This is a genomic window from Streptomyces sp. CB03234, from assembly GCF_001905885.1.
Classification (GTDB): Bacteria; Actinomycetota; Actinomycetes; order Streptomycetales; family Streptomycetaceae; genus Streptomyces.
Map to the genome: position 1 here is coordinate 592584 of NZ_LIYH01000001.1, position 22999 is coordinate 615582.

The following is a 22999-nucleotide window of genomic DNA, read 5'->3' on the forward strand; positions in this document are numbered from 1 at the left end:
CCACCCCTCGAAAGCGTCACAGCGACGCCGTACCGACCAGAGAAGAGATGACGAGATGCCCCAGATGATCTTCGTGAACCTGCCGGTGAAGGACCTTCAGACGTCGAAGACCTTCTGGAGCACGCTGGGCTACTCCTTCAACGAGCAGTTCAGCGACGACAAGACCGCCTGTCTGGTCATCAGCGACACCATCTTCGTGATGCTGCTCACCGAGCCGCGCTTCAAGGACTTCACCAATAAGGAGATCGCGGACGCGTCCCGTACCACCGAGGCGATCTTCGCGCTGAGCGCCGACAGCCGGGAGCGGGTCGACCAGCTGTGCGACGCCGCGCTGGCGGCAGGTGGCTCCGCCGCCAACGACCCGCAGGACTACGGCACGATGTACGGCCGTTCCTTCCAGGACCCGGACCACCACCTGTGGGAGGTCATGTGGATGGACCCGAAGGTGGTGGAGGGGCAGGCCTGATCAGGCCGCCACACCGCCGTCCACCACCAGGTCGGCACCGACGACCGACCCGGCGGCCGGCGAGGCGAGGTACAGCACGGCGGCGGCGACCTCCTCCGCGGTGGTGATCCGGCCGAGCGGGGAGGTCAGCCGGGCGGCCCGCTCCTTCGGGGTCTCGCCCGGCAGCAGGGACATCGGGCCGTCCGAGGCGCCGGGGCTCACCGCGTTGATCCGTACCCCGTCCCCGATGTGGTCCAGGGCGGCGGCGCGGGTCAGCGCGGAGACGGCGGCCTTGCTCACCCCGTAGCCGCCGGCGCCGGGCAGGCGGACGTGGGCGCCGAGGTTGGCGCCCACGTTGACGATCGCGCCGCCGCCGTTGGCCCGCATGTGGGCGATCTCGGCCTGGAGGGCGTAGAGCACTCCGGTGACGTTGACGTCCAGCATGGTCTGCCAGTCCGCCGCGTCGAGGTCGCCGACCGGGCTGCCCCCGCCGCGCAGGACGCCGGCGTTGTTGACGGCGACGTCCAGGCCGCCGAAGTGGGCGACGGTCCGGTCCACCAGGGCGCGCATGTCGTCGGCGCGGCTCACGTCGGCCGTGAAGGCGGCCGCCGTGCCGCCCTCCTTCTCGATCAGGGCGACGGTCTCGTCCAGCGTGGCGGCGGTGCGTCCGGCGACGGCGACCTGGGCGCCCTCGGCGGCGAAGGCGAGCGCGACGGCCCGGCCGAGGCCGGTTCCCGCGCCGGTGACGAGAGCGGTGGTGCCGGTGAAGCGTGCGGACATGTCGTCCCCCTCTATTTTTGACTGATCGGTTCAGTATGAGGTCGCGAAAAGAGGGGTGCCCTCGATCGGGGCGACCCCTCGATGTGGCCGTGCGGTCAGTCCAGCAGCGTCAGCGCCTGCTCGGCCGCGTCCCGCACCCGTGCGGGGTCGCCGGAGGCCTTGCCCACCACCCTCAGGCCCTGCATCAGCACCAGCAGCATCCGCGCCAGCGCCCGCGGGTCGCGGTCCGCGGCGAGCTCGCCCTGGGCGCGGGCCCGGACGAGCGTCGAGTGCAGCAGGGTCTCGATGTGCTCCCAGGCGATCTCCACCCGGCGGGCCGCGGCCCGGTCGCGCGGGGCCAGTTCGGCGGCCGTGTTCGTGAAGAAGCAGCCGGTGAGCCGCCTCTCGTCGGAGGATGCCTCGGCGGCGAACCGCCGCACCACCGCCCGGACGGCCGGCAACGCGGGGCCCGGCCGGGACAGTTCCTCCACCAGGTGCGGCTCATGGCGCTCGGCGTACCGGTCCATGGCCTTCAGGTACAGCTCGTGCTTGTTGCCGAAGGTGGCGTAGATGCTGGCGCGGCCGATGCCGAGGCGGTCGGTGAGGTCCGCCATCGACGTCGCCTCGTAGCCGCGCTCCCAGAACAGCTCGAGGGCCGACTGGAGCGCGGCGTCCGGATCGAATTCCTTGGTCCTGGCCACGGTCAGGACCCTAGATCTTTCTGGAACGAACGGTCAAGAGACGGGGGCGAGTTCCCGAGCCCGGACCGGGAAGACCGCCAGCGCCACCTCCTCGTCGTCCAGGCACCGCCCCGTCTCCAGGTCGAAGCGCTGCTTCAGCAGCGGCGACGCCACGAACGGCCGCCCGCCCGCCGACCCGATCAGGCCGCGCGACAGCACCTGGGCGCCGGTGAACGGATCCCGGTTGTCGATCGCGTACAGCCGCCCCGCCCGGTTCCGGAACAGCGCCACCTGGCGCCCGTCCGGCAGCAGCGCGGCCATGCCCCGCCCCGGCGTCAGCACCGAGTCGTCGCAGATCGGCAACCACTCACCGTCATGGGAAAGTTCCAGCATCATCGGGCGGAAGCTCCTTCCAGGGAGTCCGTGGACGTCAGGGGTTCCAGCGTCAGGATCGTCAGGTCCGGCTTGATCTGGCCGCGCTCCGGCACGAACTTCACCGACGGGTCCGGCGCGTCCGGCGCGTTCACGAAGGAGACGAACCGGCGCAGCCGCTCCGGGTCGTTCAGCGTCTCGGCCCACTCGTCGTGGTAGCTCGCCACGTGCGCCGCCATCAGCGCCTCCAGCTCGTCGCACAGCCCGAGCCTGTCGTGCACGATCACGTCACGCAGGTGGTCCAGCCCGCCCTCCAGTCGCTCCAGCCAGGTCGCGGTGCGCTCCAGCCGGTCGGCGGTACGGATGTAGAACATCAGGAACCGGTCGATCAGCCGGATCAGCTCCGCGTCCGACAGGTCCTGGGCGAGCAGGTCCGCGTGGCGCGGTGTCGCGCCGCCGTTGCCGCCGACGTACAGGTTCCAGCCGTTGGCCGTGGCGATTACGCCGAAGTCCTTCGACTGGGCCTCCGCGCACTCCCGCGCACAGCCCGAGACGGCCGACTTCAGCTTGTGCGGGGCGCGCAGGCCCCGGTAGCGCAGCTCCAGGTCGATCGCCATCTTCACCGAGTCCTGCACGCCGTAGCGGCACCAGGTCTGGCCCACGCACGACTTCACCGTCCGCAGCGACTTGCCGTACGCGTGCCCCGACTCGAAGCCCGCGTCCACCAGCCGCGCCCAGATCTGCGGCAGCTGGTCGACCCTGGCCCCGAAGAGGTCGATCCGCTGACCGCCCGTGATCTTGGTGTAGAGGCCGAAGTCCCGGGCCACCTCGCCGATCACGATCAGCTTCTCCGGGGTGATCTCGCCGCCCGGGATGCGCGGCACGATCGAGTACGAGCCGTTGCGCTGCATGTTCGCCAGGAAGTGGTCGTTGGTGTCCTGGAGCGCGGCCCGCTCGCCGTCGAGGATGTACTCGTTGGTCAGGCTCGCCAGGATCGACGCCACGGCCGGCTTGCAGATCTCGCAGCCCTCGCCGCCGCGCGCCTCCTCACGCCCGTGCGAGTCGAGCAGCTCGGCGTACGAGGTGAAGCGCATCGTGCGGACGATCTCGTACAGCTCGCTGCGGGTGTACGAGAAGCAGCCGCACATCCCGCTGTCGGCGGGCTTCGGCAGCAGCTGCTGGATCACCTTCACGCAGCTGCCGCAGCCCGTGCCGGCCTTGGTGCACTTCTTGACCTCGGGCAGGGACGAACACGCGCAGATGGCACCCTTGGTGACGTTGTGGCAGGAGCAGATGATCGCGTCGTCGGGGAGGGCGGAGGGGCCGAGGGCGACCGGTGCGCCGGCACCGGCCGGCAGCACCAGCTGCTCGGGCGCCACCGGAGGCTTGGTGCCGGTCATGGGCCGCAGCATGCCGTACGACTCGGCGTCACCGACAAGGACGCCGCCCAGCAGGACCCCGTCGGGGTCGACGACGAGCTTCTTGTAGATGCCGGAGCGGGAGTCGGAGTAGACGACGTCCAGGCACCCCTCGGCGGTGCCGTGCGCGTCGCCGAAGGACGCCACGTCCACGCCGAGCAGCTTCAGCTTGGTGGACATGTCGGCGCCGGTGAACGCCTGGCCCTGCTCGTCCGCGATCGTCGCGGCCGCCGTCAGCGCCATCTCGTACCCGGGCGCCACCAGCCCGTACACCCGGCCGTCGGCCGCGAGCGCGCACTCGCCGATCGCGTACACCGCCGGGTCGGACGTACGGCACTGCTCGTCGACCGCGATACCGCCGCGCTCGCCCACCGCCAGGCCGCAGTCGCGCGCCAGCTGGTCCCGGGGGCGTACGCCGGCGGAGAAGACCACCATGTCGGTCGCGACCGTCGTACCGTCCGACAGGGCCATGCCCGTCACCGAGCCGTTCTCGGTGAGCACCTCCTGCGTACCGGTTCCGGTGTGGACGATGAGGCCCATGTTCTCGATGGTGCGCAGCAGGGCCGCGCCGCCGCCCTCGTCGACCTGCACCGGCATCAGGCGCGGCGCGAACTCCACGATGTGCGTGTCCAGGCCCAGCCCCTTGAGCGCGCCCGCCGCCTCCAGGCCGAGCAGCCCGCCGCCGACCACCGCGCCGGTCCTCGCCGTCTTCGCGTACTCCTCGATGGCGAGGAGGTCCTCGATCGTCCGGTAGACGAAGCAGCCGGTCGCGTCCTTCCCCGGCACGGGCGGCACGAAGGGGTACGAGCCGGTCGCCAGGACGAGGGTGTCGTACGCGATCACGCGGCCGGCCCGCGAGGTGACCGTGCGCGCCTCGCGGTCGATGGTCTCGGCCGGGTCGTCCAGGTGCAGCTCGATCCCGTGCCGCGCCATGAAGCCGTCCTCGACCATGGACAGCTCGTCGGGCGTCCTGCCGTCGAAGTACGAGGTCAGGCGGACGCGGTCGTAGGCGGGGCGGGGCTCCTCGCACAGGACGACGATCCGCGCCCGCTCCGTGACGCCGCGCTCGGCGAGGGCCTCCAGGAAGCGCTGGCCGACCATGCCGTGGCCGACGAGGACGATGGTGGGCGTGTTCGGCACGTGGGCCATTTCAGGAGCCTCCGTCATGGGTGAGCAGGTGGAGCAGGGGCGCTTCCGGGAGGGCCTCGTCGCCCTCCCAGGCCCGGGCGAGCGCCCCGACCGCGCCGAGATCGCCGAGCAGGACGCCGCCGACGAGGCGGTCGCCGCGGACGACGACCTTGCGGTACGCGCCGCTCGTCGCGTCCGCCAGCTGCACGGTGTCGTCACCGGGCAGCGGCGTCGCCTCGCCGAACGCCGCCAGTTCGAGGGCGTCCATGGAGAGCCGGGTCAGCGCGCGGGTGCCCCGGTAGGCGCCGGTGCCGTGGGTCAGCACCTCGGTGAGGACGTCGGCCTGCTCCAGGGCGGCGCCGGCCAGCCCGTAGAGGCGGCCGTCGTGCTCGGCGCAGTCACCGATGGCGTGGATGTACGGGTCGGAGGTGCGCAGCTGGTCGTCGACGACGATGCCGCGCCGCACGTCGAGCCCGGCGTCCAGGGCGAGGCCGACGCGTGGCCGCACGCCGCACGCGATGACGACGACGCCGGCGTCGAGGACGAAGCCGTCGGCGAGCTCCACCGCCTGGACCGTGTCGTCCACGCAGCGCAGGCCGCGCACGCGGCACTCGGTGTGGACCTCCACGCCCAGGTCCGTCTCCAGGTGGCGGCGGAGCAGCCGGGAGGCTTCGGCGTCCAGCTGGCGCTCCATCAGGTGCTCGCCCTGCTGGGCCAGCACCACCTCGGCGCCCCGGGCGGCCAGCGCGCGGGCCGCCGACACGCCCAGCAGGCCGCCGCCGATCACCACCGCCCGCGTGCCGGGCGCCACCAGCGCGTCCAGCGCCAGGCAGTCGTCGAGCGTCCGGAACGCGTGCACCCCGGCCGGCAGCCGGTCGCCGCCGCCGAGCCCGCCCAGGCCGCGCAGCGGCGGGAGTACCGGGTTCGAGCCGGTGGCCAGAACCAGCCGGTCGTATGCGAACGCCTCGCCGCCCGCGCAGTGCACCACCCGGGCGGAACGGTCGATACCGGTCACCCGCACCTCGTGCCGCGCCCCGTCGTCGTGCGGGGACGGCAGGGCGATGACCTCGGGCCCGTACCGGCCGGCCAGGACGTCCGCGAGCAGCACCCGGTTGTAGGGCGCGTGCGGCTCCTCGCCGAGCAGGGTGACGGGCAGCCGCTCGGCCAGGCGAGCGCCCGCCGTGCCTCCGCCGACCACCACGATCCGTGAACTCATGCCCGTCAGCGTGCGTCGGCGGTGTTACCCGGCAGCATCCCGTTTGTTTCGCGCACGGAAAGCTGACCTCAGCGGGGGCCGGTGTCACCGGTGAGGGGCCGACGTGGGAGGTCAGGGGTGGGGGAAACCCGACCTTGGATCTCCGGGCAGGCACCATGGCCTGCCGCGTGGCGGTTCGGCCAGGCTTGAGCCATGAACGCCGTCAGCCTCGTGCTCACCGAACCGTTCCGCGCCGCCACCTGGAAGCGGGTCGCCTATCTGCTGCTCGCCCTCCCGGCGGGGCTGATCGGCATACCGCACCTCCTGGCCCGGCGGCTGCTCGACCGGGACATCGCCCGGCCGGCCGCGGGGCGGCTGGTGCTCCACGCGCTGCTCGCCACGCCGCTCAACGCGGTCGCCCTGGTCGTGACCGTGTACGGCTGGTCGCTGGTGCCGATGAACCTGGGCTGGCCGCTGAGGGCGGGCGACCCGGCGGAGGCGTGGGGCGGGCCGACGTTCGCGGGGGCGTGGGCGTTCCACGCGCTGATAGGCGGGGTGGGGTTCCTGCTGCTGATGCCCTGGGCGGGCCGCGGGCTCACCGCGCTCCAGGGGCGACTGGCGGTGCGTCTGCTCAAGGGCCGCTGACCGCCGGGCGTCCGTCGCGCACCTCAGAGGTACCTCAAGGCTTTCCCGTTCCGTGGACGGCACACCGATCCCGTCCCTAGGCTCGCGATCATGCCCGACATATCGCTGACCACCCTGGTCTTCCTCTGTGCGGCCGCTCTCGTGGCGGGCTGGATCGACGCCGTGGTGGGCGGTGGCGGGCTGCTCCTCCTGCCCGCCCTGCTGCTCGGCCTCCCGCACGTCCCGGCCGCCCACATCCTCGGCACCAACAAGGCGGTGGCCATCGTGGGGACGACGGGCGCCGCCGTCACCTACGTGCGCACAGCGCCGGTGCAGGTGAAGACGGCGGTACGGATCGGGCTGGCGGCGCTGGCCGGGTCCATGGGCGGCGCGTTCTTCGCCGCCGGCATCAGCAGTGACGTACTGCGACCGGTGATCATGGTGGTGCTGCTGGGCGTGGCGGCGTTCGTGATGCTGCGGCCGTCCTTCGGTACGGGGGAGGGCAAGGGGCCGGCGACCCGGGCGCGGGTCGTCACGGCGATCGTCCTCGTCGGCGGGGGGATCGGCTTCTACGACGGCCTCTTCGGGCCCGGCACCGGCACGTTCCTGGTGCTGGCGCTGACCGCCGTGCTCCACCTGGACCTGGTGACCGCCTCCGCCACGGCCAAGATCGTGAACGTGTGCACCAACGCGGGGGCGCTGGCGATGTTCGCGTACCAGGGGACGGTGCTGTGGCAGCTGGCGGCGCTGATGGCGGTGTTCAACCTGGCGGGCGGGCTGTTCGGGGCGCGGATGGCGCTGCGCAAGGGCGCCGAGTTCGTGCGGGGCGTGCTGCTGGTGGTGGTCTTCTCGCTGGTCGCCAAGCTGGCGTTCGACCAGTGGAGCTAGGTGTGTGCGGCACCCGCGTCCGAACCTGGAACAAGGCCCGGCTTCGCGGTGAACGGGTTGTTCCGGCAAGATGATCTGCGCTCCGTCGCATGGACGGTGGCCCGCAACGTCGTCGACGGCGTCCCGGTCTGACCGTCCCTCACCGGACCCCGATCAGATGGGCGTACGCGACGACGTTGCCCTGGTAGCCGGTCTTCCTGTCGAACGCGCCGCCGCAGGTGATCACCCGTAGCTCGGCACGGTCGGCGGGCCCGTAGACCTTCCGGTCGGGGAAGTCCTCGTTCGCGTACACCTCGATCGCGTCGATGGTGAAGACGGCGGTCCGGCCGTCGCGGCGGGTGACTTCGATGCGGTGGCCCTTCTTGAGGGCGCCGAGGGCGTAGAAGACGGCGGGGCCCTCGGCGTTGTCGACATGGCCGGCGACGATGGCGGTGCCCTTGGCGCCGGGCGGGGTGCCGTCCTTGTACCAGCCGGCGATGCCGGGGTTGCCCGAGGGCGGAACCTCCAGGCTGCCGTCGGCAGCGAGGCCCAGGCGCATCACGGGGGCGTCGACGCCGATCTCGGGGATCCGGATACGGACCGGCGCGGAGGCGGGCAGGGGGTCGGCGGCCGCGTCGGTGTGCTGGTGCGGCCCGGCGGCGAAGGCCTCGGCGGCGGTCGGGACGGGCGGGGTCAGGTCCGCGGAGCCGTTCTGGACGAGCCAGAGGCCGACGCACGCGGCGATGGCTATGCCCCAGCCCTTGCCCTTCGTCCCGGTGCCGTTTCCCGTCTCGCTTCCCGGCTCGCTCCTGGTGTCGTCGGTCATGGCTGCCCTCGCGGGGGATGGGGCTCCCCGCCCGCGCCGCGGCCTCGGGGACACACGCGGCGGGGGCGGGGAGCGGGGCGGGGGGATGGGGACGGACCCCGTCAGCTGTCCTGCGCGCCGCTCGCCCGGCGGCGCAGGAGCCAGACCCCGCCGACGGCGGAGGCGGCCAGCACTGCCACTCCCGCCGCGATCTGGGTGGTGTCGGGGCCGACGCTGCCGCCCACCCCGGTCTTCACATGGCCGCTGGGCGCATGGCCGCTCTGGTCGTGGCCGCCCTGGTCGTGGCCGCCGGAGCTGTACCCGCCCGAGTCGTGTCCGCCCGTGCCGCCCGAGCTGTGGCCGCCGCCGTGCTTGACCACCAGGTCACCGCCGGCCGTCTTGCCGTTGTCGCAGGCCACGCTGATCGAATAGGTGCCCGGCTTGGTGTGGGCGGGCACCCGGAACTGGCCGACCACGACCTCCTTGTGGGTGCCCGGCGACAGGTCGAACTCGCCCGCGCCGAGGGACCCGGCGTCACCGATGCCATGGCCCTTCTTGCCGCAGGCGGTGGTGTTGACCGTGACGGTCTCGCCCGGCTCGGCGGTCGACGGGTACACCTCCAGCTTCCCGAAGTCACCGGCGTACGCGGCGTACGCGCCCGGCGAGGCGAGGGCGCCGAGCGAGACGACCGCCAGCGCGGTACCGGTCAGCAGGCGGGCAGTGGTGCGCATGGGGTCCTCCGGGCGCGAGGGGCGGTGTCCGCGAGGGGCGGTGTCCTTGTCCCATGGGTAAGGCCACGGGACGCGCACCCGCCTGCTGATGCCCCATCAGTTGCCCGGTGCGCCGCGCCCAGGACCCGGCGTACTCCCAGGTCAGCGCCGCTTCGCGGCCCGCCGCGCCCGGCCCGCCCCGAACGGGTGACTCACATACCGGACGGGACGCGGAAACCGGACGTGTCGAGGTCGAAATCGAACGGCGCGGGCACGTGCAGGGTGTGGCCGAACGGCACGGTCGTGCGGGAGCGGTAGCCGCGGGGGGAGGGGTCCCAGAACGCGGTGATCTCCTCGTCCCGCATGTCGAGGACCAGGTATACGGGCACCTGGCGGCCGTACGCGGCCAGCTTGTCCTGCCAGTCGACGTCTCGCTCGGAGGCGGTGGCCGGCTCGGCGACGAGCGCGAGGGCTTCACCGTCCACGTGCCTGCCGGGACCGGCGAACGCTGTCTCTTCGGCCACGAACAGCTCGGGGCCGAAGGCCCGTTCGGACGCTGTGAGCCGAAACAGGAAGGGGGCGGTCTCCGTGGCGTATCCCTCGGGCGTGTGAGGTTCCAGCAGCCTGCGAAGGGACCGCATGGACAGCAGTTCTCGAGCCCTCGGCCACGGCGACACGATGATCTTCCCCCGGAAGAGCTCGGCCTTGTAGCCGTCAGGTGTGTCCAGCTCCGCCGCGACCCGGAGCATGTCCTCGAACGTTCCGGGCTCGCTCGTGAGCGTCACCGCACTCCTCCCTCGATTGCAGAGCGTTCCCCGTCCACGCTAGCGCCGAGCCCACCGCCCGGCTCGGCCGTCGGGGCGGCCTCCCTCGTACGAGCGGGAAAGAGGGGCTTGACCTCAAGTTTAGTTGAGGTACGAGGCTGCTCGGCATGGAGATCACCAAGAGCTCACCGCTCTCGCTCGCCGTCATCGTCGCCAGCAACCGCGAAGGCCGCTTCGGGCCCGTCATCGCCGACTGGTTCCTCGCCCACGCCACCCGGCACACCGACTTCACCGTCGACGTCATCGACCTCGGCGACCCCGGCACCGACCTGCCCACCGCCCTGTCCTACAACCCCGCCCCCGCCGTCCGCGACCGGCTCGCCAAGGTCAGCCCCCGGCTCGCCGCCGCCGACGCCTTCGTCGTCCTCACCCCCGAGTACAACCACTCCTTCCCCGCCTCCCTCAAGAACCTCATCGACTGGCACTACACCGAATGGCAGGCCAAGCCCGTCGGCTTCGTCTCCTACGGCGGCATGTCCGGCGGCCTGCGCGCCGTCGAGCAACTGCGCCAGGTCTACGCCGAGATGCACGCCGTGACCGTCCGCGACACCGTCTCCTTCCACAACGCCCACGGCCACTTCAACGACGACGGCCGCCACAAGGACCCCACCGCCCCCGACGCCGCCGCCAAGACGATGCTGGACCAGCTCGCCTGGTGGGGCCACGCCCTGCGGGACGCCAAGTCCGTCCGTCCGTACGGCAGCTGAGCCATGTTGCTGCGACTGCTCCGCGCCCACCTGCGCCCCTACCGGCGGACGATCGCGCTGGTCGTCGTCCTCCAGCTGATCCAGTCCCTCGCCACCCTGTGCCTGCCCACCCTCAACGCCGACATCATCAACAACGGCGTGCTGCGCGGCGACACCGACCGCGTCCTGTCCACCGGCGGCCTGATGCTCGCCGTCACCCTCCTCCAGATCCTCGCCGCCGCCACCGCCGTCTACTTCGGCGCCCGCGTCGCCATGGGCGTCGGCCGCGACCTGCGCGCCGCCGTCTTCCGCCGCGTACAGGACTTCTCCGTACGCGAGATGGGACGCTTCGGCGCCGCGTCCCTGATCACCCGCACCACCAACGACGTGACGCAGGTGCAGACCCTCGCCGTACTCGCGCTGACCATGCTGGTCGCCGCGCCGCTGATGTGCCTCGGCGGCATCGTCATGGCCGTCGGACAGGACGTGCCGCTCGCGCTGCTGATCGTGCTGTTCGTGCCGCTCCTCGCCGGGGCCGTCGGCCTCATCGTGCGCCGCCTGCCGCCGATGTTCCGGGGCATGCAGGAGCGCATCGACCAGGTCAACCGCGTCATGCGCGAGCAGATCACCGGCATCCGCGTGGTCCGCGCCTTCGTCCGCGACCGCCACGAGCAGTACCGGTTCGCCGGCGCCAACGCCGAGCTGCTGACCGTCGCGCTGCGCTCCGGCCGCCTGATGGCCCTGATGTTCCCGACCGTCCTGCTGGTGTGGGAGGCGGCCACCGTCGCCATCATCTGGTTCGGGGGGCTCAGGCTGGACTCCGGCTCCCTCCAGGCCGGTTCGCTGATCGCCTTCCTCGGCTACCTGATGCAGATCCTGATGTCCGTGATGATGACGATGTTCCTGCTGATGCAGACCCCGCGCGCCGAGGTCAGCGCCGAACGCATCCAGGAGGTCCTCGACACCGAACCGTCCGTCGCCCCGCCACCCGCACCGGTACGGGAACTGCGCGGCCCCGGCCGGCTCGACATCCGCGCCGCCGACTTCAGCTACCCCGGCGCCGAGGAACCCGTCCTCCGCGCCGTCGACCTCACCGCCGGCCCCGGCCGCACCACCGCCGTCATCGGCTCCACCGGCAGCGGCAAGACGACTCTGCTCAACCTGGTGCCCCGGCTGTTCGACACCACCGGCGGGGAGGTCCACATCGGCGGCGTCGACGTCCGCGACCTCGACCCGCGCCTGCTGGCCCGCACCGTCGGACTCGTCCCGCAGAAGCCGTACCTCTTCTCGGGGACGATCGCCACCAACCTGCGGTACGCGAACCCCGACGCCACCGACGACGACCTGTGGCACGCCCTGGAGGTCGCCCAGGCCGCCGACTTCGTACGGAAACTGGAGCACGGCCTGGACGCCCCCGTCTCCCAGGGCGGCACCAACCTCTCCGGCGGGCAGCGCCAGCGCCTCGCCATCGCCCGCGTCCTGGCCGCCCGGCCCGCCATCTACCTGTTCGACGACTCGTTCTCCGCCCTCGACTACGCCACCGACGCCCGGCTGCGCGCCGCCCTGAAGGACGAGACCGCCGACGCGACCGTCGTCATCGTCGCCCAGCGCGTGGCCACCATCCGCGACGCCGACCGGATCGTCGTCCTCGACCAGGGCCGGGTCGTCGGCACCGGCACCCACGACGAGCTCATGCGGGACAACCACACCTACCGGGAGATCGTCCTCTCCCAGCTCACCGAGGAGGAAGCCGCATGAGTACGTCACCGAGCCGCGCCCCCGAACGCCGTGGCCCGGCCGTCCAGCAACGAGGCCCCGGCCTCAGCCCCCCATCCCTCGAACGGTCCCTGGACTTCCGCCGCTCCGGGCTCAGGCTCCTCAAGACCCTCGCCCCCGAACGCCACCGCGTCCTCGGCGTCCTCGCCGCCGGCACCGCCGCCGTCGCCCTGGCCGTCACGTCCCCGAAGATCCTCGGCCACGCCACCGACCTCGTCGTCACCGGTGCGGCAAGCCCCGCCGGCGTCGACTTCCGGGCCGTCGGCCAGGCCCTCGCCGCCGCCCTCGGGGTGGTCGCCGCCTCCGCCGCCCTCACCTGGGTCCAGCTGCGGCTCGCGATGACCGTCGTCCAGCGCACCGGCCACCGGCTGCGCGAGCGGGCCCAGGCGAAACTGGCGCGGCTGCCGCTCGCGTACTTCGACAAGCAGCCGCGCGGCGAGATCCTCAGCCGTGCCACCAACGACATCGACAACATCACCCAGACCATGCAGCAGGCCTTCGGCCAGATGGTGCGGGCCCTGCTCACCATCGTGGGCGTGCTGGCCATGATGTTCTGGATCTCGCCCCTGCTGGCGCTGATCGCCCTCGCGACCGTCCCCGTCTCCGTCGTCGTCGCCACCCTCATCGGCAAGCGCGCCCAGCCGCAGTTCGTCCGGCAGTGGTCCGTCACCGGCAGGCTCAACGCCCACGTGGAGGAGATGTACACCGGCCACGCCGAAGTCCTCGTCTTCGGCCGCAAGCAGCAGGCCGTCGACGCCTTCGACGAGCTGGGCGAGCAGCTGTACGTGTCGAGCTTCCGCGCCCAGTTCATCTCCGGGTTCATCCAGCCCGCGATGACCTTCGTCGGCAACCTCAACTACGTACTGATCGCGGTGGTCGGCGGGCTGCGGGTGGCGTCCGGGACGCTGTCCGTCGGAGACGTCCAGGCCTTCGTCCAGTACTCGTACGAGTTCAACGGCCCCATCACCCAGGTCGCCGCCATGGCCAACCTCCTCCAGTCGGGCGTCGCCTCCGCCGAGCGGGTCTTCGACCTGCTGGACGCGGAGGAGGAGGAACAGGGACCGGCCCCTTCGACACGTGCACGGAAGCGGGAGGGCCGGGTCTCCTTCGAGAACGTCGCCTTCCGCTACGAGCCGGGAACGCCCCTCATCGAGGACCTGTCGCTCACGGTCGAACCCGGCCGGACCGTCGCGATCGTCGGCCCGACCGGCGCCGGGAAGACCACGCTCGTCAACCTGCTGATGCGGTTCTACGAAACGACCGGCGGCCGCATCCTCCTCGACGGCGCCGACATCTCCACCATGTCGCGCGACGAACTGCGCTCCGGCATCGGCATGGTCCTCCAGGACACCTGGCTGTTCGGCGGCACGATCGCCGACAACATCGCGTACGGGGTGCCCGGCGAGGTGCCGCGCGAGCGGATCGTCGAGGCGGCCATGGCCACCCACGCCGACCGGTTCGTCCGTACGCTCCCCGACGGCTACGACACGGTGATCGAGGACGGCGGGGAGGGCCTCAGCGCGGGCGAGAAGCAACTCCTCACCATCGCCCGGGCCTTCCTCACCGAGCCCTCGATCCTCGTCCTCGACGAGGCGACCAGCTCCGTCGACACCCGCACCGAAGTGCTGATCCAGCGCGCCATGTCGTCGCTGCGCCAGGGGCGGACGTCGTTCGTGATCGCGCACCGGCTCTCCACCATCCGGGACGCCGACGTCATCCTGGTGATGGAGGCGGGCCGCATCGTCGAGCAGGGCACGCACGACGAGCTGCTGGCGGCCGGGGGTGCGTACGCTCGGCTGTACGCGGCGCAGTTCGCCGCCGTGGCGTGACGACGACAGGCGGAGGAGAGAGACGTGACGCTGGCCCTGACCGTACTGACCACGACCGACAGCGCCGACAAGGCCCAGGAGCTGGCCCGTGGCGCGGTGGAGGCGCGGCTCGCCGCCTGCGCGCAGGTCTCCGGCCCCGTCACCTCCGTCTACCACTGGCAGAACGCCATCGAGACCAGCCAGGAGTGGCAGGTGTTCTTCAAGACGACGGAGGCCTGCTACGGCGCGCTGGAGGCGCACATCACCGCGACGCACGACTACGACACGCCCGAGATCATCGCCACCCCGGTGGTCCGGGGCAGCGCGGCGTACCTGGCGTGGCTCCAGCAGGAGACGTCGGCGCGATGAGGGAACTGCCGTTCTTCGTGTACGGGACGCTGCGCCCCGGCGAGTACAACCACGACCTGTTCCTGCGCGGCCGTACGGCGGCGGAGGAACCGGCCCGGCTGGCGGGCGCCCTGCTGTACGAGGGGCCCGGCTACCCGTATCTCGTGCGAGGCGCGGGGGAGGTGGCGGGCGAGCTGATCAGCGCCGCGCCGGGCGGGTACGAGGCCCTCGTCTCCGTACTGGACCGCCTGGAGCACGGGTACGAGCGGCAGGTGTGCGAGGTGGTGCGGGTACGGGACGGGGCGATGGTCCGGGCGTGGGTGTACGTCGCCACGCCCGCCGTCCGGCTGGGGGAGCCGATAGCGGGCGGGGACTGGCTCAGCCGGCGCCGGGACGTACGGCTTCCAGACGTACCGCGCACACCTTGAACTCGGGCATCCGGGAAGTCGGGTCGAGCGCCGGGTTGGTGAGCGTGTTCGCCCGCCCCTCCCCGGCCCAGTGGAACGGCATGAACACCGTGTCCGGCCGGATGCCCGTGGTGATCCGCGCGGGCGCCACGGCCCGCCCCCGGCGCGACACCACCGCGACCGGCTCGCCCTCGGCGACGCCCAGCCGGTCGGCCAGGCGCGGGTGCAGCTCCACGAACGGCCCGGGCGCGGCGGCGTTCAGCTCGGCGACGCGCCGGGTCTGGGCGCCCGACTGGTACTGCGACACCACCCGCCCGGTCGTCAGCACCACCGGGTACTCCTCGTCCGTCTCCTCGCCCGCCGCCCGGTGCGTGACCGGCACGAACCGCGCCCGTCCGTCGGGTGTGGCGAACCGCTCCAGGAACAGCCGGGGCGTACCGGGGTGGTCGGGCTCGGGGCACGGCCAGAAGACGCCGTCCTCCTCCGCGATGCGGCGGTAGGTGATGCCCGCGTAGTCGGCGGGGCCACCGGCCGAGGCGCGGCGCAGCTCGTCGAAGACCTCCTCCGGGTCGGTGGGGAAGCCCTTCTCCCACCCGAGCAGCCCGGCCAGCGCGTGCATCACCTCCAGGTCGCTCCGTACGTGCGCGGGCGGCGTGATGGCCCGGCGGCGCAGCAGGACGCGGCCTTCGAGGTTGGTGAGGGTGCCGGTCTCCTCCGCCCACTGGGTGACGGGCAGGACGACGTCGGCGAGCGCGGCGGTCTCGGACAGGACGACGTCCGCGACGGCCAGGAAGTCCAGGGACTCGATCCGCTCCTGGATGTGTGCGGCGCGCGGCGCGGACACGACCGGGTTGGAGCCCATCAGCAGCAGGGCCTTGATGTCGGTGCCGAGCGCGTCGAGGAGTTCGTATGCGCTGCGCCCCGGCCCCGGGAGGGTGTCGGGGTCGACGCCCCAGACGCCGGCGACGTGCGCGCGGGCGGCGGGGTCGTCGAGCTTGCGGTAGCCGGGCAGCTGGTCGGCCTTCTGCCCGTGCTCGCGCCCGCCCTGCCCGTTGCCCTGCCCGGTCAGGCAGCCGTACCCGGACAGGGGCCGGCCGGCGCGGCCGGTGGCCAGGCACAGGTTGATCCAGGCGCCTACGGTGTCGGTGCCCTTGGACTGCTGCTCGGGCCCGCGCGCGGTCAGCACCATCGCGTTCTCGGGCTCGCAGAACATCCGTACCGCCTCCCGCAGCTGCGGCACGGGTACGCCTGTGATGCGCTCGACGAGCGCGGGCCAGTGGGACATGGCGGCGGCGCGGGCGTCGGCCCAGCCGGCCGTACGGCCGGCGATGAACTCCTCGTCCGTCCGCCCCTCCGCCACGACCAGGTGCAGCAGCCCGAGCGCGAGCGCCAGGTCGGTGCCGGGGCGGGGTGAGAGGTGCAGGTCGGCCTGCTCGGCGGTGCGGGTGCGGCGGGGGTCGACGACGATGAGCCTGCCGCCGTTCTCCTTCAGCTCGGTGAGGTACCGCAGCGCGGGGGGCATCGTCTCGGCCAGGTTCGACCCGACGAGGATCACGCAGCCGGTGCGGGGGATGTCCTCCAGCGGGAACGGCAGCCCCCGGTCGAGCCCGAAGGCGCGCTGGTGGGCGGCGGCGGCGGACGACATGCAGAACCGGCCGTTGTAGTCGATCTGCGACGTGCCCAGCACCAGCCGGGCGAACTTCCCCAGCGTGTACGCCTTCTCATTGGTGAGCCCGCCGCCGCCGAACACCCCGACGGCGTCGACCCCGTGCTTCTCCCTGGTGCCGCGCAACCCGTCGGCGACGGCACGCAGGGCCTCCTCCCAGGAGGCGGGTTCGAGCCTGCCTGTGGCGGGGCGTCGGACCAGGGGCCCGTCCAGCCTGACCCGGGAGGAGAGCACTGCGGGTGCGGTACGTCCCTTACCGCACAGGGCGCCCCGGTTGACGGGGAAGTCCGCGCGCTCCACCACCTCGACGCCGTCGCCGGCGGGCCGGAGGTTCATCCCGCACTGCAGGGCGCAGTACGGGCAGTGCGTGGGGGTGGTGGCGGTGAGCATGCCCCCGAGCATGCGACGCGCGTGTTACGGCCACCGACACGGCGCATTACATACCCGGTACGGCGGGCTCCGCCCAGACAGGCCGTAACGGTGAGGGCCCATGCCCCCCGCTTGGGCGGCCCAGGCGCAGGGGGCGGCCCGGTCACCGCCGCAGTGCCTCCGCCACGCCCTTTTCCTCCCGGCCCAGGAACGTCGGGTCCGGTTTCAGGGCCGCGTCCAGCGCCGCCTTCCCGGCCGCCACCAGCTCCCGGGCCCCGCCGTAGTACCAGACCGAGTCGCGCGGCTCGTCGACCCCGACGCCGTACGCGTCGATGCCCGCCGCCTGGCAGAGCGCGACCGCGCGGCGGATGTGGAAGCCCTGGGTCACCAGCACCGCCTGGTCGACGCCGAAGATCCTCTTCGCGCGGACGCACGAGTCCCAGGTGTCGAAGCCCGCGTAGTCGCTGACGATCCGCCCGTCCGGTACGCCCCGCTCCCTCAGGTACACGCGCATGGCGTCGGGCTCGTCGTACTCGGCGCGGCTGTTGTCCCCGGTGACCAGGACGACCCTGACCTTGCCGTCCCGGTACAGCGCGGCGGCGGTGTCGAGCCGGTGCGCCAGGTACGGGGTCGGGCGGCCCTTCCACAGGCCGGCCCCGAAGACGACGGCGACGTCCCGCGCGGGCACGTCCGCCGTCGTACGCAGCCGGCTGTCGGCGACGGCGTGCATCCAGGTCGCGGGCGTGAGCGCCAGGACGCACCCGAGCATGGCGCCCTGCACCAGCCGCCGCTTCCCCCGCCGGTCCGCCGGCCACTTCAGCCGCCGTATGCCTCTCGTGGACATCCCCCACCTCCGTCTCTTCCGACGCGGCAGCGGCCCGCCCGGTTCACTGCGGCACGTGTGATCTCGACGGCGGCCGGCCCCCGTACAGGAGGGCGGCGAGCCCCGCGCCCAGGAGACCGCCGAGGAGCTGGGCGGCGATGAAGCCCGGCATCGAGGCGGGCGCGATACCGGTGAACGAGTCGGTGAGGGACCGGCCGACCGTCGCGGCCGGGTTCGCGAACGAGCTGGAGGAGGTGAACCAGATCGCGGCGGCGATGTACGCGGCGACCGCGACCGGCGCGAGCTGGGCGCGCCCGATGCGGTCCAGGCCCTGGATGAGGAGCACCAGGCCGGCCGTGGCGACGGTCTCGCCGAGCAGCAGGTGCCCGTCGGACCGCACCTGCGTGGACCAGCTGCCGGGGGCCCGCCCGAACATGGCTTCCGCGAGCAGGGCGCCCGAGACCGCCCCGGCCAGCTGGGCGGTGATGTAGAGGGCGACTTCCCGGCCGGTCAGGCCGTCGCGGGAGCGCCGCCCGGTCCACCAGACGGAGAGGGTGACGACCGGGTTGAGGTGGGCTCCGGAGACCGGGGCGAACAGGGCGATGACGAGCCCGAGCCCGATCGCCGAGGCCAGTGAGTTGGCCAGTAGCTGTACCCCGACGTCGTGGCTGAGGCCGGTGGCCTGGATGCCCGAGCCGATGATGACCGCCACGAGCGCCCCGGTGCCGACGAGTTCCGCGACAGCGCGGCGTGGCAGCGCCCTCTGCGTACCACCCATGAAACCCCCACTTCCTTCCAGCGGAAAACATCTTCCACGTTTCGAAAAGAATGTAGCGGGTAAAAGAGATCGTTCTCTGCCCCACGCCCTGGCACGATGCCCCGTGTGACCACATCCGGCCCCTGGGCCCGGGCAGCCGCCCGCAACAACGCCGAGTGGTGCGCCGCCCTGTGCCGCGCCCACGGCCTGGGCGCCGGTACGTTCGGCGACCGCGCCTGGACGCACCCGCGCCGGACGCCGCCGTACTACCCGGACGCGGTCACCCTCGTACCGGGCGCCGCCGCGCACGAGGTACTCGACCGCATCGACCGGAGCGCGCCGGGCTGCTCCGTCAAGGACAGCTTCGCCACCCTCGACCTCACCGGGCACGGCTTCGAGCCGCTCTTCGACGCCCAGTGGATCCACCGCCCCGCCGGCGCGCCCGCCCCGCAGCCCGAGGGCGCCGCACCCTGGGCGCCCGTGCGGACCGCCGCCGGACTCACCGCCTGGGAAACCGCCTGGAGCGGCGGTGACGACCCCCTCGGCCTCTTCCGCCCCGCACTCCTGGCCGACCCGGCGACCACCGTGCTCGCGGGCCGCGCGCCGGACGGCCGCATCGTCGCCGGGGCGGTCGTCAGCCACAGCACCGGCATGAACGGTGTGTCCAACCTCTTCGGCACCGACCCCTGGCCCGGCTGCCTCGCCGCCCTCGCCCGCCGCCACCCCGGCACCCCGGTCGTCGGCTACGAGCACGGCGACGACCTGGCCGCCGCCCTCCGCCACGGCTTCACGGCCACCGGCACCCTCCGTATCTGGGTCTCCCGCGCCTGAGCCACCTCCGGTGAGCCGGTGGAAAACACCCGTCACCCCCGCGCAACGACCCGGCAACACCCACCCGCCACCATCGGTTCATGACGCAGCCGGCCGATCCCCGCGAGCCCCGAACCCTCGACGTCACCGCCGGCACCGCCCAGCTGCTCACCCGCATCACCTCCCAGCTGGGCACCCAGCTGACCCGTCTCCACCTCAACGCAGCGAACGGAACGCGCAGGCCCATGAGCACACCCCACCTGCCCACCCTCGTCGCCGTCGCCCACGGCAGCCGCGACCCCCGCGCGCTCACCACCGTGAACGCCCTGCTCGACCGGGTCCGCGAACTCCGGCCAAGCCTGCCCGTCCGGCTCGGCCACATCGAACTGAACGCCCCGCTGCTCGACCACACCCTCGCCGGCCTGGACGGCGGCGACGCCGTCCTCGTACCCCTCCTCCTCAGCCGCGGCTACCACGTCAAGCACGACCTGCCCGGCGCCGCCGCCACCGCACCCCACCTGCGCGTGCGCGTCGCCGCCCCGCTCGGCCCCCACCCCCTGCTCGTCGAAGCGCTCCACGCCCGGCTCACCGAAGCCGGCTGGCGCACCGCGCACGGCACCAGCCGCTCCACCGGCGTCGTCCTCGCCGCCGCCGGATCCCGCGACCCCGACTCGGCCGCCGACACCCGCCGTACCGCCGGGCTGCTCAGCGAACGCCTCGGCGGCGTGCCCGTCGTCCCCGCGTACGCCTCCGCCGCCTCGCCCACCGTCCCCGAAGCCGTCCGCGCGCTCACCGCCCGAGGCCGCCACCGCATAGCCGTCGCCTCCTACTTCACCGCCCCCGGCCTGTTCGCCACCCGCAGCGCGGCCGCCGCCCCCTGGCTCGCCGCCGCGCCCCTCGGCGCCCACGCCGCCCTCGCCCGACTCGTGCTCCACCGCTACGACCAGGCCCTCACCACCACCCCCGTCCCGGCCGGCTCCTCCCAACTGGTCCCCGCCTGACCGGTTCACTGTCAGTCCCTGCGGTTACCTTCAGTGCATGAACGGCATGGACGGCAACGGCATGGACGGTACGTACGACGAGGCGGCCACCGAGCGCTGGGCCCCCGAGCCCGACAAGCGCCCGGGCCGCACCGCGTTCCAGCGGGACCGCGCACGCGTGCTGCACTCGGGCGCGCTGCGGCGGCTGGCCGGCAAGACCCAGGTCGTCACCCCCGGCTCCCGCAGTCACGCCTGGGACCCCAGTCCACGCACCCGGCTCACCCACTCCCTGGAGTGCGCCCAGGTCGGCAGGGAGCTGGGCGCCGCCCTCGGCTGCGACCCCGACCTCGTCGAGGCCGCCTGCCTCTCGCACGACATGGGCCACCCGCCCTTCGGGCACAACGGCGAACAGGCCCTGAACGACTTCGCCAAGGACTGCGGCGGCTTCGAGGGCAACGCCCAGTCGCTGCGCCTGCTCACCCGCATCGAACCCAAGCGGTTCGTCCACGACGAGGCGTCCGGCGAGCTCGTCAGCGTCGGGCTCAACCTCACCCGCGCCGCACTCGACGCCGCCACCAAATACCCCTGGCCGCGCGGCGGCCACCCCACCGACCCCGACTCGCCCAAATTCGGGGTGTACGAGGACGACCTGCCCGTCTTCGACTGGGTACGGCAGGGCGCCCCCGAGCACGGCCGGTGCTTCGAGGCCCAGGTCATGGACTGGTCCGACGACGTCGCCTACTCCGTGCACGACTTCGAGGACGGCCTCCACGCCGGCCACGTCGACCCCAACCTCCTCCTCGCCGAACCGGAGCGCGCCGACATCTGGCGCGTCGCCATCGGGCGGTACGTGCCCGCAGGCACCGACCCCCAGGAGCTGGCCGACGCCCTGGACCGGCTCATGGAACAGGAGTGGTGGCCGCACGGCTACGACGGCACGGCCATCGCCCAGGCCCGCCTCAAGGACGCCACCAGCCAGCTCATCGGCCGCTTCTGCCTCGCCGCCGAGGCCGCCACCCGCCGGGCGTACGGCACCGGCCGCCTCACCCGGTACGCCGCCGAACTGGTCGTACCGCGCGAGACCCGCACCGAGTGCGCGGTCCTCAAGGCCGTCGCCGACCGGTACGTGATGCAGCGCGCCGAGCAGGAGGCGCTGCGCGCCGACCAGCGCATCGTGCTCGCCGAGCTGGCCGAGGCGCTCACCGCCCGCGCGCCCGAGGGCCTGGACCCGCAGTTCCGCGCGCTGTTCGACACGGCGCCCGACGACCGGGCCCGCAAGCGGGTGATCGTCGACCAGATCGCCTCGCTCACCGACGCCTCCGCCCGCACCCTGCACTCCCGCCTCACCAGCCGCCGCTGAGCCCCTGCTCCGTGTCCTACGTCCTCTTCCAACATCACGCTCCGTACGGGACGCTGCTGGGGGATGGCGGCGTAGCGTGACAATCCCGGAACCTTCAGGAGGCAAGAAGTGGTCGACGCAGATCAGACCTTCGTCATCGTCGGCGGGGGACTGGCCGGGGCCAAGGCGGCGGAAACACTCCGCTCCGAAGGGTTCACCGGCCGCGTGATCCTCATCGGTGACGAGGTCGACCCACCCTACGAGCGCCCGCCCCTGTCCAAGGGCTACCTCGCGGGGAAGGAGCCTCGCGAGAAGGCGTTCGTCCACGAGTCCGCCTGGTACGCGGAGCAGGACATCGAGCTCCACCTCGGCCAGCCCGTCACCACCGTCGACCGTGCCGCCAGGACGGTACGCCTCGGCGACGGCACCACCATCGGTTACGACAAGCTGCTGCTGGCCACCGGCTCCGAGCCGCGCCGCCTCGACATCCCCGGCACCGACCTCGCCGGCGTCCACCACCTGCGCCGCCTCGCCCACGCCGATCTGCTCCAGGGGACCCTCGCCGCGCTCGGCCGCGACAACGGCCACCTGGTCATCGCCGGCGCCGGCTGGATCGGCCTGGAGGTCGCCGCCGCCGCGCGCGGATACGGCGCCGAGGTCACCGTCGTCGAACCGGACCCCACCCCCCTCCACCACGTCATCGGCCCTGAACTCGGCCAGCTCTTCGCCGACCTGCACGCCGGGCACGGAGTCCGCTTCCGCTTCGGCGTCCGCCTCACCGAGATCGTCGGCCAGGACGGCATGGTGCTCGCCGCCCGCACCGAGGACGGCGAGGAGCACCCCGCCCACGCCCTCCTCGTCGCCGTCGGCGCCGCCCCGTGCACCGCCCTCGCCGAGAACGCGGGCCTCGCCCTGGTCGACCGCGCCCACGGCGGCGGCATCGCCGTCGACGCCTCGCTGCGCACCTCCGACCCGGACATCTACGCCGCCGGTGACGTGGCCGCCGCCGAGCATCCCCTCCTCCACACCCGGCTGCGCGTCGAACACTGGGCCAACGCCCTGAACGGCGGCCCCGCCGCCGCCCGCGCCATGCTCGGCCAGGACGTCTCCTACGACCGCGTCCCGTACTTCTACTCCGACCAGTACGACCTGGGCATGGAGTACAGCGGCTGGGCGCCGCCCGGCTCGTACGACCAGGTCGTGCTGCGCGGCGACGTGGGCAGGCGGGAGTTCATCGCGTTCTGGCTGAAGGACCGCCGCGTGCTGGCCGGGATGAACGTGAATGTGTGGGAAGTCACAGGAGACATCCAGGACCTCGTCCGTTCCCGTACGCCCGTGGACCCCGAGGCCCTCGCCGATCCCTCCACACCGCTCGGGGATGTCCTTCCCCGGCCGTAAGATTC

General features: G+C 72.7%; 23 protein-coding genes. 12 read left to right on the plus strand and 11 right to left on the minus strand.

The window, feature by feature from the left end; translation table 11 throughout:
• Positions 1-55: 55 nt before the first annotated feature.
• Complete coding sequence (locus AMK26_RS02635; protein WP_073751470.1) at positions 56-466, plus strand: VOC family protein; 411 nt, start codon at positions 56-58, stop codon at positions 464-466.
• Here the strand turns inward: AMK26_RS02635 and AMK26_RS02640 are convergent, their stop codons facing one another.
• From AMK26_RS02640 to AMK26_RS02660, 5 genes are all read right to left on the minus strand, one after another.
• Positions 467-1225 (minus strand): SDR family NAD(P)-dependent oxidoreductase, encoded by a 759-nt coding sequence (locus AMK26_RS02640; RefSeq protein WP_073751472.1) that lies wholly within the window; start codon positions 1223-1225, stop codon positions 467-469. It lies immediately after the preceding gene.
• A 95-nt stretch (positions 1226-1320) separates the two neighbouring features.
• Complete coding sequence (locus AMK26_RS02645) at positions 1321-1905, minus strand: TetR/AcrR family transcriptional regulator (protein WP_073751474.1); 585 nt, start codon at positions 1903-1905, stop codon at positions 1321-1323.
• A gap of 33 nt (positions 1906-1938) precedes the next feature.
• Positions 1939-2280, minus strand: a complete 342-nt coding sequence (nirD, locus tag AMK26_RS02650) for a nitrite reductase small subunit NirD (RefSeq protein ID WP_073751487.1) — start codon at positions 2278-2280, stop codon at positions 1939-1941.
• Positions 2277-4823, minus strand: coding sequence for a nitrite reductase large subunit NirB (gene nirB / locus AMK26_RS02655; protein ID WP_073751489.1), 2547 nt, complete (start codon positions 4821-4823; stop codon positions 2277-2279). Before nirB ends, nirD begins: the two co-directional genes overlap by 4 nt.
• 1 nt (position 4824) lies before the next feature.
• Positions 4825-6018: an NAD(P)/FAD-dependent oxidoreductase gene (locus tag AMK26_RS02660; protein WP_073751491.1), complete on the minus strand. Its 1194-nt coding sequence runs from the start codon at positions 6016-6018 to the stop codon at positions 4825-4827.
• A 192-nt stretch (positions 6019-6210) separates the two neighbouring features.
• Between AMK26_RS02660 and AMK26_RS02665 the strand changes: the two genes are divergently transcribed.
• Complete coding sequence (locus AMK26_RS02665) at positions 6211-6642, plus strand: hypothetical protein (protein WP_073751493.1); 432 nt, start codon at positions 6211-6213, stop codon at positions 6640-6642.
• A 90-nt stretch (positions 6643-6732) separates the two neighbouring features.
• Positions 6733-7509 (plus strand): sulfite exporter TauE/SafE family protein, encoded by a 777-nt coding sequence (locus AMK26_RS02670; RefSeq protein WP_073751495.1) that lies wholly within the window; start codon positions 6733-6735, stop codon positions 7507-7509.
• Positions 7510-7648: 139 nt separating this feature from the next.
• Here AMK26_RS02670 and AMK26_RS02675 read toward each other — a convergent pair whose 3' ends face one another.
• The 3 genes from AMK26_RS02675 to AMK26_RS02685 all read right to left on the minus strand — a co-directional run bounded on the left by AMK26_RS02675 (position 7649) and on the right by AMK26_RS02685 (position 9788).
• Positions 7649-8314: a class F sortase gene (locus AMK26_RS02675; protein WP_079277412.1), complete on the minus strand. Its 666-nt coding sequence runs from the start codon at positions 8312-8314 to the stop codon at positions 7649-7651.
• 101 nt (positions 8315-8415) lie between these two features.
• The gene (locus AMK26_RS02680; protein WP_073751497.1) at positions 8416-9024 is read right to left on the minus strand and encodes a hypothetical protein; all 609 of its coding nucleotides are present in this window, start codon (positions 9022-9024) and stop codon (positions 8416-8418) included.
• Positions 9025-9215: 191 nt separating this feature from the next.
• Positions 9216-9788 carry a Uma2 family endonuclease gene (locus tag AMK26_RS02685; RefSeq protein WP_073751499.1) on the minus strand — a complete coding sequence of 191 codons (573 nt, stop codon included), beginning with the start codon at positions 9786-9788 and terminating at the stop codon, positions 9216-9218.
• A gap of 146 nt (positions 9789-9934) precedes the next feature.
• Between AMK26_RS02685 and AMK26_RS02690 the strand changes: the two genes are divergently transcribed.
• Genes AMK26_RS02690 through AMK26_RS02710 form a run of 5 tightly spaced genes read left to right on the plus strand, consistent with a single transcriptional unit; the run spans position 9935 to position 14873 of the window.
• Positions 9935-10534 carry an NADPH-dependent FMN reductase gene (locus AMK26_RS02690; protein WP_073751501.1) on the plus strand — a complete coding sequence of 200 codons (600 nt, stop codon included), beginning with the start codon at positions 9935-9937 and terminating at the stop codon, positions 10532-10534.
• Between the two features lie 3 nt (positions 10535-10537).
• A complete protein-coding gene (locus AMK26_RS02695) occupies positions 10538-12271 on the plus strand; it encodes an ABC transporter ATP-binding protein (RefSeq protein WP_073751503.1) in 1734 nt (577 codons plus the stop codon).
• A complete protein-coding gene (locus AMK26_RS02700; RefSeq protein WP_073751505.1) occupies positions 12268-14118 on the plus strand; it encodes an ABC transporter ATP-binding protein in 1851 nt (616 codons plus the stop codon). Before AMK26_RS02695 ends, AMK26_RS02700 begins: the two co-directional genes overlap by 4 nt.
• 24 nt (positions 14119-14142) lie before the next feature.
• Positions 14143-14466, plus strand: a complete 324-nt coding sequence (gene cutA / locus AMK26_RS02705; protein ID WP_073751507.1) for a divalent-cation tolerance protein CutA — start codon at positions 14143-14145, stop codon at positions 14464-14466.
• Complete coding sequence (locus AMK26_RS02710; RefSeq protein ID WP_073751509.1) at positions 14463-14873, plus strand: gamma-glutamylcyclotransferase family protein; 411 nt, start codon at positions 14463-14465, stop codon at positions 14871-14873. The genes cutA and AMK26_RS02710 overlap by 4 nt, the downstream gene beginning before the upstream one ends.
• Here AMK26_RS02710 and AMK26_RS02715 read toward each other — a convergent pair.
• The 3 genes from AMK26_RS02715 to AMK26_RS02725 form a co-directional block, all read right to left on the minus strand.
• Positions 14824-16908, minus strand: coding sequence for a molybdopterin oxidoreductase family protein (locus AMK26_RS02715; RefSeq protein ID WP_073752964.1), 2085 nt, complete (start codon positions 16906-16908; stop codon positions 14824-14826). The genes AMK26_RS02710 and AMK26_RS02715 overlap by 50 nt on opposite strands.
• Before the next feature lie 142 nt (positions 16909-17050).
• Entirely contained in the window at positions 17051-17731 is a 681-nt protein-coding gene (locus tag AMK26_RS02720; RefSeq protein ID WP_079277413.1) for a SanA/YdcF family protein, read from the minus strand.
• 43 nt (positions 17732-17774) lie between these two features.
• A complete protein-coding gene (locus tag AMK26_RS02725; protein ID WP_073751513.1) occupies positions 17775-18488 on the minus strand; it encodes an aquaporin in 714 nt (237 codons plus the stop codon).
• A gap of 96 nt (positions 18489-18584) precedes the next feature.
• On the opposite strand from AMK26_RS02725, the gene AMK26_RS02730 reads away from it, so the two are divergent.
• The 4 genes from AMK26_RS02730 to AMK26_RS02745 all read left to right on the plus strand — a co-directional run bounded on the left by AMK26_RS02730 (position 18585) and on the right by AMK26_RS02745 (position 22994).
• On the plus strand, positions 18585-19298 hold the full coding sequence (locus tag AMK26_RS02730) for a hypothetical protein (RefSeq protein ID WP_073751515.1): 714 nt from the start codon (positions 18585-18587) through the stop codon (positions 19296-19298).
• Positions 19299-19378: 80 nt separating this feature from the next.
• Positions 19379-20278 (plus strand): sirohydrochlorin chelatase, encoded by a 900-nt coding sequence (locus tag AMK26_RS02735; RefSeq protein WP_073751517.1) that lies wholly within the window; start codon positions 19379-19381, stop codon positions 20276-20278.
• Between the two features lie 37 nt (positions 20279-20315).
• Entirely contained in the window at positions 20316-21617 is a 1302-nt protein-coding gene (locus AMK26_RS02740) for a deoxyguanosinetriphosphate triphosphohydrolase (RefSeq protein ID WP_073751519.1), read from the plus strand.
• A 108-nt stretch (positions 21618-21725) separates the two neighbouring features.
• The gene (locus AMK26_RS02745; protein ID WP_073751521.1) at positions 21726-22994 is read left to right on the plus strand and encodes an NAD(P)/FAD-dependent oxidoreductase; all 1269 of its coding nucleotides are present in this window, start codon (positions 21726-21728) and stop codon (positions 22992-22994) included.
• Positions 22995-22999 lie beyond the last annotated feature (5 nt).